General features: G+C 72.8%; 15 protein-coding genes. 2 read left to right on the top strand and 13 right to left on the bottom strand.

Annotated features, from left to right (window positions below; translation table 11 throughout):
• From ACFE60_RS04530 to ACFE60_RS04495, 8 genes are all read right to left on the bottom strand, one after another.
• Complete coding sequence (locus tag ACFE60_RS04530) at positions 1 to 858, bottom strand: carbohydrate ABC transporter permease (protein WP_375387649.1); 858 nt, start codon at positions 856 to 858, stop codon at positions 1 to 3.
• Entirely contained in the window at positions 848 to 1,756 is a 909-nt protein-coding gene (locus tag ACFE60_RS04525; protein WP_375387648.1) for a carbohydrate ABC transporter permease, read from the bottom strand. Before ACFE60_RS04525 ends, ACFE60_RS04530 begins: the two co-directional genes overlap by 11 nt.
• A gap of 38 nt (positions 1,757 to 1,794) precedes the next feature.
• Positions 1,795 to 3,057, bottom strand: coding sequence for an ABC transporter substrate-binding protein (locus ACFE60_RS04520; protein ID WP_375387647.1), 1,263 nt, complete (start codon positions 3,055 to 3,057; stop codon positions 1,795 to 1,797).
• A gap of 46 nt (positions 3,058 to 3,103) precedes the next feature.
• A complete protein-coding gene (locus ACFE60_RS04515; protein ID WP_375387646.1) occupies positions 3,104 to 4,165 on the bottom strand; it encodes a LacI family DNA-binding transcriptional regulator in 1,062 nt (353 codons plus the stop codon).
• 107 nt (positions 4,166 to 4,272) lie between these two features.
• Entirely contained in the window at positions 4,273 to 5,754 is a 1,482-nt protein-coding gene (locus ACFE60_RS04510) for a sugar porter family MFS transporter (protein ID WP_375387645.1), read from the bottom strand.
• 134 nt (positions 5,755 to 5,888) lie between these two features.
• Complete coding sequence (locus ACFE60_RS04505; protein ID WP_375387644.1) at positions 5,889 to 7,190, bottom strand: O-acetylhomoserine aminocarboxypropyltransferase/cysteine synthase family protein; 1,302 nt, start codon at positions 7,188 to 7,190, stop codon at positions 5,889 to 5,891.
• A gap of 98 nt (positions 7,191 to 7,288) precedes the next feature.
• Positions 7,289 to 7,462 (bottom strand): antitoxin, encoded by a 174-nt coding sequence (locus tag ACFE60_RS04500; protein WP_375387643.1) that lies wholly within the window; start codon positions 7,460 to 7,462, stop codon positions 7,289 to 7,291.
• A 201-nt stretch (positions 7,463 to 7,663) separates the two neighbouring features.
• A complete protein-coding gene (locus ACFE60_RS04495) occupies positions 7,664 to 8,293 on the bottom strand; it encodes a cysteine hydrolase family protein (RefSeq protein ID WP_375387642.1) in 630 nt (209 codons plus the stop codon).
• A 237-nt stretch (positions 8,294 to 8,530) separates the two neighbouring features.
• Here ACFE60_RS04495 and ACFE60_RS04490 point away from each other — a divergent pair, with 237 nt between their 5' ends.
• Positions 8,531 to 10,144, top strand: a complete 1,614-nt coding sequence (locus tag ACFE60_RS04490) for a DEAD/DEAH box helicase (protein ID WP_375387641.1) — start codon at positions 8,531 to 8,533, stop codon at positions 10,142 to 10,144.
• Here ACFE60_RS04490 and ACFE60_RS04485 read toward each other — a convergent pair.
• The gene (locus ACFE60_RS04485) at positions 10,141 to 10,674 is read right to left on the bottom strand and encodes a GNAT family N-acetyltransferase (RefSeq protein ID WP_375387640.1); all 534 of its coding nucleotides are present in this window, start codon (positions 10,672 to 10,674) and stop codon (positions 10,141 to 10,143) included. The genes ACFE60_RS04490 and ACFE60_RS04485 overlap by 4 nt on opposite strands.
• A 69-nt stretch (positions 10,675 to 10,743) precedes the next feature.
• Here ACFE60_RS04485 and ACFE60_RS04480 point away from each other — a divergent pair, with 69 nt between their 5' ends.
• On the top strand, positions 10,744 to 11,166 hold the full coding sequence (locus ACFE60_RS04480) for an organic hydroperoxide resistance protein (protein ID WP_375387639.1): 423 nt from the start codon (positions 10,744 to 10,746) through the stop codon (positions 11,164 to 11,166).
• Positions 11,167 to 11,390: 224 nt separating this feature from the next.
• Here ACFE60_RS04480 and ACFE60_RS04475 read toward each other — a convergent pair whose 3' ends face one another.
• The 4 genes from ACFE60_RS04475 to ACFE60_RS04460 form a co-directional block, all read right to left on the bottom strand.
• Positions 11,391 to 12,617 (bottom strand): FAD-dependent oxidoreductase, encoded by a 1,227-nt coding sequence (locus tag ACFE60_RS04475; protein WP_375387638.1) that lies wholly within the window; start codon positions 12,615 to 12,617, stop codon positions 11,391 to 11,393.
• Positions 12,614 to 12,955, bottom strand: a complete 342-nt coding sequence (locus tag ACFE60_RS04470; RefSeq protein WP_375387637.1) for a nuclear transport factor 2 family protein — start codon at positions 12,953 to 12,955, stop codon at positions 12,614 to 12,616. Before ACFE60_RS04470 ends, ACFE60_RS04475 begins: the two co-directional genes overlap by 4 nt.
• A gap of 85 nt (positions 12,956 to 13,040) precedes the next feature.
• Positions 13,041 to 13,475 (bottom strand): hypothetical protein, encoded by a 435-nt coding sequence (locus tag ACFE60_RS04465; protein WP_375387636.1) that lies wholly within the window; start codon positions 13,473 to 13,475, stop codon positions 13,041 to 13,043.
• 44 nt (positions 13,476 to 13,519) lie between these two features.
• On the bottom strand, positions 13,520 to 14,432 hold a 913-nt coding region (locus ACFE60_RS04460; protein WP_375387635.1), incomplete at its 5' end, for an ABC transporter permease.

Raw genomic sequence — 14,432 nt, 5'->3', positions numbered from 1 at the left:
TCACTTCATCCCCGTGGTCGCGACGCCCTCGACGAAGAACCGCTGGGCGAGGAAGAACGCGACGGCGAGGGGCAGCAGCGAGATCGTCGCGCCCGCGAGCAGCACGGCATGGTCCGTGACGTGCGCTCCACCGAACAGGGTCAGACCCGCCGGCAGCGTGCGCATCTCCGCGTCGCTCGTCACGATCAGCGGCCAGAGCAGATCGTTCCAGAGCGCCATGAAGTTGAGCAGGCCCACCGTCGCCAGCGCCGGCTTGGACAGCGGCAGGATCACGCGCGCGTAGATGCGGAGATGACCGGCGCCGTCGATCCGCGCCGCCTCGTCGAGCTCTGCCGGGATGGTCAGGAACGACTGACGCAGCAGGAAGATCCCGAACGCGCTGGTCGCTCTCGGGATGATCAGCCCCTGATAGGTGTTCAGCCAGCCGAGGTGGAACAGCTCGATGAAGACCGGGATCAGCGTGACCTGGAACGGCACCATCAACGTGGCGATCACGAGCACGAACGCGACGTTCCTGCCTCGGAAGCGCAGACGAGCCAGCGCGTAGGCGCACAGCGAGTCGAGCACCAGCGTCAGGATGGTCGTGACGCCGGCGAACACGACCGTGTTCAGCACGAGGCGGAGGAACGGCAGCTGCTCCCAGACACCGATGTAGCCGTGCAGCGTCCAGGCGCCGGGCAGCAGGCTGCCCGGGTTCGCGAACACGTCCGCCTCGGTGCGGAAGGACACCGACAGCATCCAGAGGAACGGCACGACCGCAACGACGACCCCGATGGTGATCGGCACCCAGCGCACGATCGAACCGACGCGGAGCGGGGTGGTGCCGGCAGCGCGCAGCCGCGGGGCTTCAGTCGACATCGTCGTACCGGAAGAGGCGCAGCTGCAGCAGCGAGACGAGCATGATGAGCGCGAACAGCACCCAGGAGATCGCGGAGGCGTACCCGGTGCGGAAGTTCACGAAGCCTTCGCGGAAGACCTCGGTGACGAGCGTGTCGGTCGCGAAGAGCGGGCCGCCCCCGGTCATGACGTAGACGAGGTCGAACAGCTGCAGCGACTGGATCGTGAGGATCAGCGTCGAGAACAGCAGCGTCGGCCGGATGCTCGGCAGGGTGATGAACCGGAGGAGCTGCCACGAGGTCGCTCCGTCGATGCGGCCGGCCTCGAGCCGCTCGCTCGGCACGCCCTTCAGCCCGCCCAGCAGGATGATCATCACGAAGCCCGCGTTCTTCCACACGTCGACGAAGATCACGGCGGGCAGAGCGAGCGACGGGGACTGCAGCCAGTCCACCGCAGGAAGACCGATCGTCTGGCTCAGCCCGGCCACCAGCCCCAGCTCGGGGTCGAGCAGGAATCGCCAGACGAGGCCGATCGAGGTCAGCGACACGATCGTGGGGAAGAAGAAGGCGGCGCGCACCACCTTCGTCACCGCGGTGTCGCGCACGAGCGCCACCGCCAGAGCGAGCCCGAGGACCACCAGCACGAGGACCGAGACGATCGTCAGCTCGAGCGTGTTGCCGAGCGCTCCCCAGAACCGCGGGTCCTGGGTGAGGGCGATGTAGTTCTGCAGGCCGACGAACGGCTGCACGTCGGCGCCGATCGTCCAGTCGTGCAGCGAGTACCAGAACGATACGAGGATCGGGTAGATCACGAAGACACCCAGGATCACGAGGCTCGGCGCCATGAACAGCCACGCCGGCTGCCAACGGAGCCGGCGCCGGCGGGACGCGGCCGGGGTGGCCCGGGTGGAGGGCGACATGGCGCCTCCCTCCACCCGGACCGGTGCTCCGACGCTCATCAGGACGAGCAGCCGGTCAACGCGTCGATCGTCTTGCCGGCGGCGGCGGTCTGCGCGGCGAGGTCCTGGCCGCGCGTGATCCTGCCGATCAAGGGCACGTAGCCGTTCGCGTCGACCTGCGTCGCCTCCGGCACGTGCGGCAGGTAGAGCCGCGCGTCCGGCACCTGCTCCGTGAACGTCGAGATGATCTCGTTCGCCTTCAGGTCGGGGTCGTCGGCGAGGTCCGTGCGCAGGGTCGGGAAGCCGGTCTGCAGCGAGAACTTCTTCTGGGCCGTCTTGCTGGTCCAGTAGGCGACGAACTCCTGCGCCTGCTTCGGGTGCTTCGTCTTCGCGGAGATCGCGAGCGGTGCCGTCGATCCCAGCGTCACGGAGGAGCCGTCGGTCCCGACTGGGATCGTCGCGAGTCCGAGGTCGATGCCGGCCGACTTGTAGCCGGGCGCTGCCCACGGGCCGTTCATCTCCATCGCGGCCTTGCCCGCCGAGAACAGCGAGTCCGCCTCCGCGCCGGTCAGGCCGACGGGGGAGACCTTGTCGTTCGCGACCAGGTCGGCCCACGGCTTGAGGCTCGCCTGGCCCTGCGCCGACTGCAGCACGCTGCAGCTCTTCGTATCGACGATGTCGCCGCCCTCGAGCCACTGCAGGATCGGCCACATCTGGATGGTCTGGTTGTCGGCGAGCACGAGCCCGTACTGCTTCTTCTCCGGGTCGGTCAGCTTCTTCGCGTCGTCCTGGAACTCGGCGACGGTCTTGGGCGGGGAGGTGATCCCGGCCGCCGCGAACAGCTTCTTGTTGTAGTAGAGGCTCAGCGTCGCGTAGTTCGCGGGCACCGCGTAGAGCTTCCCGTTGTACGTGAACTCCTTGATCAGCGCCGGCGCGATCTGGTCGACGTTCACCTTGCTGTCGCCGCTGCCCGTGTCGGTGATCGGCAGCACCGAGTTCGTCTTCACGTACTGCGCGATCGCGTTCGGGTCCGAGCTGGGGGCGGCGATGTCCGGGCCGCTGCCGGTCAGCCAGGCCGATGGCAGCTTCTGGGTGATCGTGTCCCAGGGCTGCACCGACATGGACACCTGGATGTCCTTGTGCGAGGCGTTGAAGTCCTTGACGATCTGGTCGTAGCCGGGGCGGTCGCCGCCGGTGAACCCGGTCCATACGGTCAGCTTCACGGGACCGCCGGCGGTCGACGCCGACCCTCCCGAGCAGCCGGTGAGCGCGACGAGCAGCGCGGCCGAGCCGGCTGCCGTCGCGATGAGGGATCGCTTCATGAGGGGGAACTCTCCTTCGAGTCGAGGTGATGCGGGGAGGGAAGGATCAGGAGCGGTGGAGGACGACGTCCTGCCGCGGGCAGCCGCAGGACCCGCGGCGGATGAGGGTGACCGGGAGGTCGTCCCTGGTGGCGTCGGACTGCGGCGCGTCGACGAGCGCGAACAGGCGCTCTGCCGCGATCCGCGCGACCTCCTCGGCCTGCACGTGCATCGTCGTGATGCCTGGATCGGTCGTGCGGGACAGGCCGAAGTCGTCGAAGCCGATCAGAGCGACGTCCTCCGGGACCTGCAGGCCCTGGCGCCGCAGGGACTGCAGGCCGCCGAAGGCCATGTCGTCGTTGGCGAAGACGACGGCGTCGAAGCCCGCGCTGCCGAACCGCAGGCCGGCGAGGGCGTCGAACCCCGAGCGTTCGCTGAAATCGCCTTCGACGACGCTCGCATCCGCCTCGAGGCCGGCTGCGCGCACCGCAGCGAGGAAGCCGTCCCGCCGGTCGACCGCGGTCTGGTGGTCGAGGGGACCGGTCACATGGAGGAGTCGCCGCCTGCCGTGCTCCCGGAGGAGGTGGGTCGTCGCGGCACGCGAGGCCCCCACATCGTCCCAGCCGACGCTCGTCGTTCGCGGAAGCTCCGGGTAGTTGCCCAGCAGGACGATCGGCAGCCCGCTGGCCGCGAGACGTTCGATGTTGGGATCGCCGATCGCGGCGCTCGTCACGATCGCGCCGTCCGCGGTGCGGGAGCGCATGACGCGCTCGTACGCGGTCAGGCCACTGGCTTCGCTGGCGCTCGTGGAGACCAGCACCTGGACGTCGCGCTCGTTCGCTGCCGACGAGACGCCGGTGAGGACGTGCATGAAGTAGGCGTGGCCGAACACGTGCTGCGTGGAGTTCGGCACGATCAGCGCGATCGCGCCCGACCGGTGGCTGCGCAACGCCTTCGCGGCAGAGCTCGGGACGTACCCGAGCTGCGCTGCGGTCTCGCGGATCCGATCGGCGGTCGAGGTGCTGATCCGTGTGCTGCCGGAGAGCGCCATCGAGACCGCCGCGGGCGTGACGCCGACGCGCTCGGCGACGTCCTTCAACGTGACGGTTCGTCCCGTGCGATCGGCCACAGCGCCTGCCTCCAGTATTTAAACGTTTAAGCAGTTAAACGTTGAAGCGGACAGTATCAGCGCGTCGACCGGCCCGCAACGACGGGTCGGGGATGCGTGATCCGCGCCTACCGGGCGGCCTCGTTCGCGGCCTTCCGCGCCTTCGGGCCGAAGGCGAGGCCGCCCATGTCCTCCAGCTTGACGCCCTTGGTCTCCGGCACCAGGAAGAACACGAACAGCAGCGAGATCAGGGCGAACGCGGTGTAGAGCCCGTACGTGAAGACCAGCGACAGGTCGGCGAGCGGCGGGAAGCTGAGGGTGACCGCGAAGTTCGCGATCCACTGCGCGGCGGCCGCGACGCCCAGCGCCTTCGCGCGGATGCGGTTCGGGAACATCTCGCCGAGCAGCACCCAGACCAGCGGCCCCCAGGTGGCGCCGAAGCAGACGACGAACAGGTTCGCGCCGACGAGCGCGATGACGCCCCAGGGATTCGGCAGGGTCACCGCGCCTCCGGACCCCGTGCTCGCCTGGCTGAAGGCGATCGCGACGGCCGCCAGGGCGATCGTCATCCCGGCCGATCCGGCGAGCAGCATGGGCCGGCGGCCGACCTTGTCCACGATCGCGATGGCGACGAAGGTGACGGCCACGTTGACGATCGCGGTGATCACCGAGATCGCGAAGGAGTCCTTGAAGCCGACGGCGTTCCAGAGCGTCGTGGAGTAGTAGAAGATCACGTTGATCCCCACGAACTGCTGCAGCACGGACAGGACGATGCCGGCCCAGACCACGGGCTGCAGGCCGAGCACCGGGCCGCGGAGGCTCGCCTTCTGCGCGTTCTCGGCGTCCTCCGCGATCGTCGACTTGATGCTGCCGACCTCGTCGTCGATGTCGTCGTGCGGGGTGGTCTGCCGCAGCACGGCGCGGGCGCCGTCCTCGTCGTCCTTCGCCAGCAGGTGGCGCGGGGACTCGGGCAGCCGCAGCGCGATCACCCCGTAGGCGATCGACGGCACCACGCCGACGAGGAACATCCAGCGCCACGCCTCGAGCGAGAAGAGCAGGGTCTGCTCGGCCCCCGAGGTGCCGTCGAACCCGGCGAGCAGCGCGTCGGAGAGCAGCGCCGCGAAGATGCCGACGGTGATCGCCAGCTGCTGCAGGGAGCCGAGCCGGCCGCGCACCGAGGCGGGTACGACCTCGGCGATGTAGGTGGGGGAGACGACGGATGCGACGCCGATGCCGAGGCCGCCGATCACGCGCCACAGCATGAAGTCGACGACGCCGAACGCGAGGCCGGCGCCGATGGAGCTGACGAGGAACAGGACGGCGCCGACCAGCATGGTGCGGGTGCGGCCGATCCGGTCGGCGACCCGTCCCGCGAGGTAGGCGCCGACGGCGCAGCCGAGCAGGGCGATCGCGACCGAGAAGCCCTGGATCGCCGGAGCGAGGTCGAACTGCTTGCCGATCGCGTCGACCGCGCCGTTGACGACGGAGGAGTCGAAGCCGAAGAGGAATCCGCCGAGCGCTCCGGCGACCGCGAGCGCGGTGACCTTGCGCTTCAGGCCCCGCAGGCCGGGGGCGTCCTGCCGGTTCGGCCGCTGCTGGGTGCCGCTCATGGACGAGGTCCTCACCGCGCGGCGCTCGAGAGCAGAATCCGGTCGTGCCGCGTCGATGCGACTGGGTTCGGCCGGTGATCCTCTCGGATGCCGAGTGAAAGTCTGCTGAGCAGTCGTCCCGGCTCAGCCCGCGCTCAGGCGATGGCGACCCGCTCGACCGCGGCGTCGAGCGCCTGGTCGAGGTCCGCGACGATGTCGTCGACGTCCTCGATCCCGACGCTCAGCCGGATCAGGCCGGGCAGCACCCCCGCGTCGAGCAGCTGCTGCTCGGTCAGCTGCGCGTGCGTCGTCGACGCCGGGTGGATGACCAGGGTCTTCGCGTCGCCGATGTTCGCGAGGTGGCTGGCGAGGTCGACGGACTCGATGAAGGTGCGGCCGGCGTCGCGGCCGCCCTTCACGCCGAAGCCGAACACGCTGCCCGGCCCCTTCGGCAGGTACTGCTTCGCCCGCTCGAAGTGGTGGTGGCCCGGCAGTCCCGGCCAGCTGACGTACTCGACGCGCGGGTCCGCCTCCAGCCACTCGGCGACGGCCCGCGCGTTGTCGACGTGCGCCTGCATGCGGTACGGCAGCGTCTCGACGCCGAGCGACAGCTGGAAGGCGGAGGTGGGGGACAGCGCCGGGCCGATGTCTCGCAGCTGCTCGGCGCGCAGGCGGGTGAGGAACGCGTACTCGCCGAAGTTGCCGTGCCACTCCAGCCCGCCGTAGGTCGGCACCAGCTGCTCGAAGAGCGGGAAGCGGCCGCTGGCCCAGTCGAACCGGCCGGACTCGCTGACGACGCCGCCGAGCGTGGTGCCGTGGCCGCCGAGGAACTTCGTCGCGGAGTGGGTGACGATGTCCGCGCCCCACTCCATCGGCCGGGACAGGTACGGGGTGGCGACGGTCGCGTCGATCATCAGCGGCACCCCGGCCGCGTGCGCGACGTCGGCGAGGCCCGCCACGTCGGCGACGTCGCCTGAGGGGTTCGCGACGCTCTCCGCGAAGACCACCTTCGTGCGATCGGTGATCGCGGCGGCGTACGCCTCCGGCTCGGACGACGCGACGAATGTGGTCTCGACACCGAACCGCCGCAGCGTCACGTCGAGCTGGGTGAGCGACCCGCCGTAGAGGTTGGCGGAGGCGACGACGTGGTCGCCGGCCCCGGCGAGGGACGCGAACGCGATGTACTGCGCGCCGAGCCCCGACGCCGTCGCGACCGCACCGAGCGCCCCTTCGAGGCTGGCGATCCGTTCCTCGAACGCCGCGACCGTGGGGTTGGCGAGACGGCTGTAGATGTTCCCGTACTTCTGCAGCGCGAAGCGGGCGGCCGCGTCGTCGGCGTCGTCGAAGACGAACGCGCTGGTCTGGTAGATCGGCAGGGCCCGCGCACCCGTGGTCGCATCGGGGATGTTCCCGGCGTGGATCGCTCTGGTGCGGAACCCGTACTCGCGGTCGGCCATGCGCTCGACGGTAGTCGCCGGTCGCGGCGACGCAGGCCGCGGCCGACCCCGGAGGACGCGGAGGGGGAGGCGGTCGGGATCCGCCTCCCCCTCCGCTGTCAGTCGCCGAGCTTCTGGTCGGCCGCCTCGCGGGCCGTGTCGATCTGCTCGTCGTGGCCGCCCCCGGTGGCGCGGTCGGCCGCGTCGCCGGCCTTGTCGAGGGCGCCGTCGCTCGCCTGCTCGCCCTTGTCCGAGTGCAGGAAGTCGTTGGCCTTGTCTCCGATGCCGCTCATGCGGTGCTCCTCCCGCCGCGCCGGTCGGCGCGTGCGAGGGGAGTCTCGGCCGCGCACGTGGGCGTCGCCCGTCCGGCCGCCCGCCGTGGGCTCCGCGTCTCCGGGGAAGGCGCTGAGTACCGCGAACCGTGCTCGTTCAGGCCGGATCGGCGACACGCCGCACCGCGATGCCCGGCCGGCGGCGTGGCGCCGATCCGAGCCTCAACGAGGAAGGTGACGAGCGGGGGCCGTGCTCGCCCAGAGGTCCGGCTCGGGGAGGGGGTCGCCGGCGCGGACCGCGTCCGCCCACGCCGCCGTCGTCGCGACGGACACGAAGCCCGCGCCGAGCACGACCAGGGTGCGCTCGTGCACCTCCTGCGCGGACAGCGCGCCGGTCGGCGTCACGAGCGGGAGGGTGCCCGTCGCGTCGGCGAGCAGCTCCACCGCCAGCCCGAGGTCGGCCGCGTCGCGCGCCGTGGACTCGTCGCAGTGCTGCGTCATGAAGCCGGCGATCGTCACGGTGTCCACGTCCCGTTCGGCGAGCCGGGCCGCGAGGTCCGTGCCCGCGAAGCACGAGACCGCCTGCTTCGTCACCAGCAGGTCGTGCGCGGCGTCGGCGACGGTGTCGTGCAGCTCGGCGCCGCGGGAGCCCGCCGCGAACACGGGGGAGTCGGCGGCGTCGACGTGCTGCACGAGGACGACGGGGAGGCCGGCGGCGTGCGCCGCGTCGAGCGCCGCCGCGATGTTCGGCAGGCTCTGGGCCAGCGGCGGGAACGCGACGGGGAGGGCGCCGTCCACGTACTCGCGCTGGACGTCGATCACGAGCAGCGCACGCCGCGGTCCATCGGTCACGGCGGAACGCTACCGCGGCGCGACAGGCGGAAAGCGGGCGCTGACCAGAGCGAACCCGGTCGGCTGGTAGTCTCCTCACGCGTCCTCCCGGACGTGGGCGTCGAAGCGCACCCGATCTCCCGGCTGTACCCATCCCATGGGCATGCGGTCGAGACGGTGCCGCGAGCGGCGCGTTCAGGTGCAGAGTCCGCACCGCCGCCGCGGCCCGACGCCGCCACGACACGACAGAGATCACCCATGTCCTCCTCCTCCTTCGGCACGCTCGGCGTGCCCGCCTCCTTCCTCCCGGCGCTCGACGCGGCCGGCATCACGCAGCCGTTCCCGATCCAGACCGCGACGCTGCCCGACAGCCTCGCCGGGCGGGACGTGCTCGGCCGCGGCCGCACCGGCAGCGGCAAGACCCTCGCGTTCGCGCTGCCGCTCGTCGCCCGGCTGCAGGGCGGCCAGCGCCGCCCTTCCCGCCCCCGCGGCCTGGTGCTCGCCCCGACCCGCGAGCTCGCGACGCAGATCGCCGCCGTCGTGCAGCCGCTGGCCCAGGCCGCCGGCCTCACCGTGACCACCGTGTTCGGCGGCGTCTCCCAGAACCCGCAGGTCACCGCCCTGCAGCGCGGCGTCGACATCGTCGTCGCGTGCCCCGGCCGCCTCGAGGACCTGCTGAAGCAGGGCGCCCTGACCCTCGGCCAGATCGAGATCACGGTGCTCGACGAGGCCGACCACATGGCCGACATGGGCTTCCTGCCCGGCGTCACCCGACTGCTCGCCGCCACGCCCGCCGGCGGCCAGCGCCTGCTGTTCTCCGCGACGCTCGACAACGGCGTGGACAAGCTGGTCAAGCGCTTCCTGTCGAACCCGGTCACGCACTCCGTCGACGACGGCACCTCCGCCGTCGAGACGATGTCGCACGCCGTGCTCGAGGTGCGGGACGCCGAGGGCAAGCGGGAGGTCATGGAGGCGCTCGCCTCCGGGACCGACCGCCGCATCCTGTTCGTGCGCACGAAGCACGTCGCCAAGCGCCTCGCGAAGCAGCTGACCGCGGCCGGCATCCCCGCCGCGGACCTGCAGGGCAACCTGTCGCAGAACGCCCGCGAGCGGAACCTGGCCGCGTTCTCCGACGGCTCGATCCGCGTGCTCGTCGCCACCGACGTCGCCGCCCGCGGCGTGCACGTCGACGACATCGCCCTCGTGATCCACGTCGACCCGCCGACCGAGCACAAGGCGTACCTGCACCGATCCGGCCGCACCGCCCGCGCGGGCGCCTCCGGCACGGTCGTCACGCTGGTGCTGCCGGAGCAGCGCCGCGAGGTCGCGCAGCTGCTGCGCGCCGCCGGCGTCGCCGCGTCGCCGGTGCAGGTGACCGCGCAGTCCGCCGCCGTGCTGCAGCTGGTCGGCGAGGTCGCCCCGAAGGTGGCCCCGGCGCCCGCCGCGCCGCAGCAGGTGCAGCGCCCGCGGGCCGACCGCCCCGCCGGGCAGGAGCGTCGCGGCGGTGCTCAGCCCGCGCGGCGCGGCAACCGGAGCGGCGCCGCCGCCCCGGCCGCGGGCGACGGCCGCCGCCGGACCGAGTCCGGGTCCGGTCGCGGGCAGGCGTCCGGCGAGCAGCGTCGTGGTGCGGCGTCCGCGTCCGGCGAGGGCCGCGGCGCGGGGCGTCGCAGCGGTTCGCCTGCCGGTGGCGCCGGTCGCCGAGGCGGCTCCGCAGGCGGCCGTGGCGGCGCACCCATGACGTACTCGACCTCGACGGGCTCGCCCGCCGGGTCGGCCTGGTCGTCGTTCAGCGAGCGCGACTCGGCCCCGGCCGAGCGCCGCGGCAGCCGTCGCGCCGGTCGCGACGGCGGTCGCCCCGACGCCTCCCGCTAGGGCGTCCCGGCGTCCGCCTCGGTCCCGATCCAGTAGCGGCGCCGGCCGGCCCGCGAGTCCTCGTACTCGCCGCCCGCCCGCTCGATGACGGTCCGCGACCCGGCGTTGTCCTCGTCGCAGCACACGAGCACCCGGTCGATGCCGAGGTCGCGGGCGACGGGCAGCGCCGCCTGCAGCGCCGCGGAGGCGTGCCCGCGCCGGCGGGCGGAGGGGCGCACGCTGTAGCCGATGTGCCCGCCCTGCTCCAGCAGGAAGGGCGACAGGCGGTGGCGGATCTGCAGGAAGCCGATGAACTCGCCCTCGTGGACCATCCACAGCGCGGTCGCCGGGACGAACCCCTCCGGCCGCGTCGAGTCCTCGCGCGCGTCGGCGCGCAGCAGGTCGACGTAGGCCGCGAAGGCGTCCCCGTGCGTGAGCGCGGCGACGTCCGCGGCCGGGCCGCTGCCGTCCATGTGCTGCCGGCCGAACTCGGCGACCCCCACGATCCACGACGCGTGGTAGCGGATGTCCGGTCTCACCAGTACGGCCATGCGGTCAGTGTCCTCCGCCCGCGCCGATCGGCCCAGGAATACCCGCCGCCGCAGCCAGTTGGTGGTGACATGACAACCATCTACACCGCGGAGGCGCTCTCGACGGGCGCCGGCCGCAACGGGCACGTGCGCTCCTCCGAGGGCATCATCGACATCGACGTGGCCGTGCCGAAGGAGATGGGCGGCGCCGGCGGCGCGGCGAACCCGGAGCTGCTCTTCGCGGCCGGCTACGCCGCCTGCTTCCACTCGGCGCTGCAGGGCGTCGCGCGCGCCGCGAAGGTCGCGCTCGGCGACTCCTCCGTCGGCGCCCGCGTCGGCATCGGCCCGAACGGCGCCGGCGGCTACGGCCTGACCGTGCACCTCGAGGTCGTGGTCCCCGACCTGCCGCACGACGAGGCGCAGCGCCTCGCAGACCAGGCGCACCTGGTCTGCCCGTACTCCAACGCGACCCGCGGCAACATCGAGGTGACGGTCAGCGTCACCGACGACTGACCGAGCACGACAGCAGGAATTCCCGAGCACGACGGCAGGAATCCCTGAGCACGACGGCAGGAAGAACTCGCTTCGGCAGGAAGAACCGGCCGAGTTCTTCCTGCCGACGCGGATACTTCCTGCCGTAGGACTCGGATCTTCCTGGTGAAGGACTCGGGTGACCCGCTGCGGGGCTCGGGGGCTCCGGCCGACGCGCGACCACCGTCCGGCCGGGACCTGCGCCGCTACCGCCCGGCGAGGTACGCGGCCGCCGCGCGGCGGCCGCTGACCAGGGCGCCCTGGCTCGACGGGGTGTCGCGGTGGTCGCCCGCCACGTAGAGGCCCTCGGCCAGCCGGACCGGCTTGCGGAGGGGGCTGCCGCCGGGCAGCGCCGGCAGCGCGGCGGGCACCCAGGTCACCGCGACCTCCTGCCACCCGGTCGTGCCCACGCCCCAGATCCTTGCGAGCGTCGATCGCAGCAGCCGATCCGGGACCGGTTCCGGGCCGAGCACCGACGACGCGATCAGCGCGCGGCCGTCGGGGGAGTACCCCGGCGCGGCGTTCGTCATCACGACGCTGTTCGCGACGGGTCCGCCCTCCGTGTCGAGCGCGAGCACCGGCCGGCGGGTCGGCGGCGCCGCGACCGCGTGCCACACGGTCGTCACCGCGTGCATCGCCGGCTGCCGCAGGCCGAGCAGCCCGGCGGCCGTGCGGGGATCCGCGGCGACGACCACCGCCTCCGCCGCGCGCGTCCCTCCACCGGCGATGTCGACCTCGCCGGGCCGCACGGCCACGACCCGGGCGGCGTACTCGATCGTGCCCTCGGGCAGCCGGGCCGCGAGGGCCAGCGGCAGCGCGCCCATCCCCGCGGCGGGGACGCCGACGTCGCCGTACGCGAAGCTGCGCAGCACGAACGCGACGAAGCGGCTGGAGGTGCGCAGCTCGCGCTCGAGCAGCACGCCCTGCAGGAACGGGCGCAGGAAGTGCTCGACCGGATCGCCGGTCACGCCGCGGCGACGGAGCGCCTTCGCGAGCTCGACGTCGCGGCCGTGGCGGATGCGGGAGGCGGGCAGCGCGGTGACGTCGGCGAGGTACGCGCCGAGCAGCGCTCGCCGCACCGCGGACCCGAGCGGTGCGGTCACGAGCCCGCCCGCCCCGGCCGGCACCTGGCGCGGGTCGGCGACCAGGTGCAGGCCACGGGCGTCGCGCAGCAGCGCCCCGCGCACGAAGGGCCGCAGGTCGAGGCCGTCCGGGAGGCCGATGCGCCGCAGCTCGGGGTACGCCGTGTTCAGGATCTGGAACCCGCGGTCGACGGTGAAGCCGTCGACGGCGTCCGACCGCATCCGCCCGCCCGGTGCGTCCGACGCCTCCAGCACGCGGACGGACCGGCCTGCGGCGGTGAGCCGCAGGGCGGCGGCGAGGCCGGCGAGGCCGGCCCCCACGACGAGGACGTCCGCCTCCCGCGCCGTCACGGCGCGATGACGAGCCGGGCGACGCGATCGCCGCGCACGGTGAACTCGAGGTCGCTCGTGCCGGTGAAGCCCTCGCCGGACACGACGACCGTGGCCACGAACTGCTGGTCGCCGACGCCCGGCTTCACCGCGAGCAGGTCGAAGTGCGACCGCTTGCCGATGTTGTCGCTGCGGTCCCACTCGGCGACGCCGTCGTGGCCGACGAACTCACGGCCCCAGTCGGACAGGAACGCGTCCTCCGTGAAGCCGGCGACGAACGCGGCCGAGTCGCCCGCGTTCGTCGCGTCGATGAAGCCGCGGATGGCGGCCGGGACGGCTTCGGAGAGGCTCTCGCTCATGCCGTCATCGTGCTCGCGGCAGGTGGACGTGCGCCGACCTTCGTTCTGCAGGTCTGCCAGACCTACAGAACGAAGGGGCGGCCCGCTACTCCGCGGCCTCCGCAGGGGCGAGGGGCGTCCAGCCGAACCAGCCGCCGTCGACCGGCATCACGGCCCAGTTGCCGCAGCGCTCGACCCTGTCCGGGAAGGTCTTCGGTGCCCAGGACTCCCCGAAGGAGTCGAGGGAGCGGCGGTCGATCTCGGTGCAGCCCTGCGGCAGCGCGCTCGCCGTGGTCACGCGCACGGAGGCGGGGCTGCGGTCGGCCGAGCCGCCCGTCGCCGCGATGTAGCGGATGTCGGTCGAGTCGGCCGGCACCCAGTCGGGCTGGGAGGCGGGCGTGCGCCAGGCCTGCTCGAGCGCGGCGGGGGTCGCGGCGGTGCCGCTCGTCTGGTGCTGCAGCCCGTCGGCGACCGAGCAGCCGGTCAGCACGAGGGGCAGCACGGCCGCGAGGGCGAGGGCGGGAACGAGGCGCGAGGGCATGGAGGGTCCTTCCGGGTCGGCGTGGAGGGGGTGGTCGCGGCCGGTCATCCGACGCCCAGCGCCTCGACGGGGGCGACGCGGGTCGCGCGGCGGGAGGGGGCGACGGAGGCGACGACGGTCAGCGCAGCGCCGCCGACGACGACCACGGCGATCAGCGGCCACGGGATCCCGACGAAGGCGAGCCCCGGCGTGCCGGGAGCGGCCCCGACGAGCGAGTGCGCGCCGGCCCAGCCGTAGACCGTGCCGAGCACCAGCCCGAGCGCGACGGCGGTGAGCACCAGCTGGCCGCTCTCGGCCAGGATCATGCGCCGCAGCTGCTTCGCGCTGAAGCCGAGCGCCCGCAGCAGCCCGAGCTCGCGGGTCCGCTGCAGCACCCCGAGGGACAGCGCGTTCACGAGCCCGACGCCGGCGATGACCGCGCTGAACCCGATCAGCACGGAGAACACGACGGTGACCGTGGTGAGCATGGACTCGACGCCCGCGTAGTACCCGGGGTCGTCGCCCGCCGCCGCCCGGATCATGTCGCCGAAGGTGCGCAGCGCCACGCCGAAGGTGGTGATCAGGGTCACCGAGACGAGCAGGCCGACCGTCGAGCGGGTGCTGCGCAGCGGGTACCGGACCGCGTTCTCCGCCGCGAGCCTTGCTGTCGCCGAGCCGCCCATGATCCGCCCGGTGATGCGCAGGGCGCGGGGGATCACGAGGTGCGCGCCGAGGACGATCCCGGTGAAGGACACGATGCCGCCGCTGAACGCGACGAGCAGCCCGAAGAAGCTGACCGAGCCGATCGCGACGCCGCCGAGGAGCAGCAGGACGCCGAGCACGCCGAGCACGATCGCCGCGGCCGAGCGGAGGCGGCTCGCGCGGCTCTCGTCCTCGCTCGCCTCCTCCGCCCCGCCGAGCGCCTGCAGCGGCGTGACGGACAGCACGCGGCGGGATCCGATCACCGCGGCGATCCAC

The sequence above is a fragment of the uncultured Amnibacterium sp. genome, from assembly GCF_964245895.1.
Taxonomy (GTDB): Bacteria; Actinomycetota; Actinomycetes; order Actinomycetales; family Microbacteriaceae; genus Amnibacterium.
This window is presented reverse-complemented; position numbering and strand designations above follow the sequence as displayed.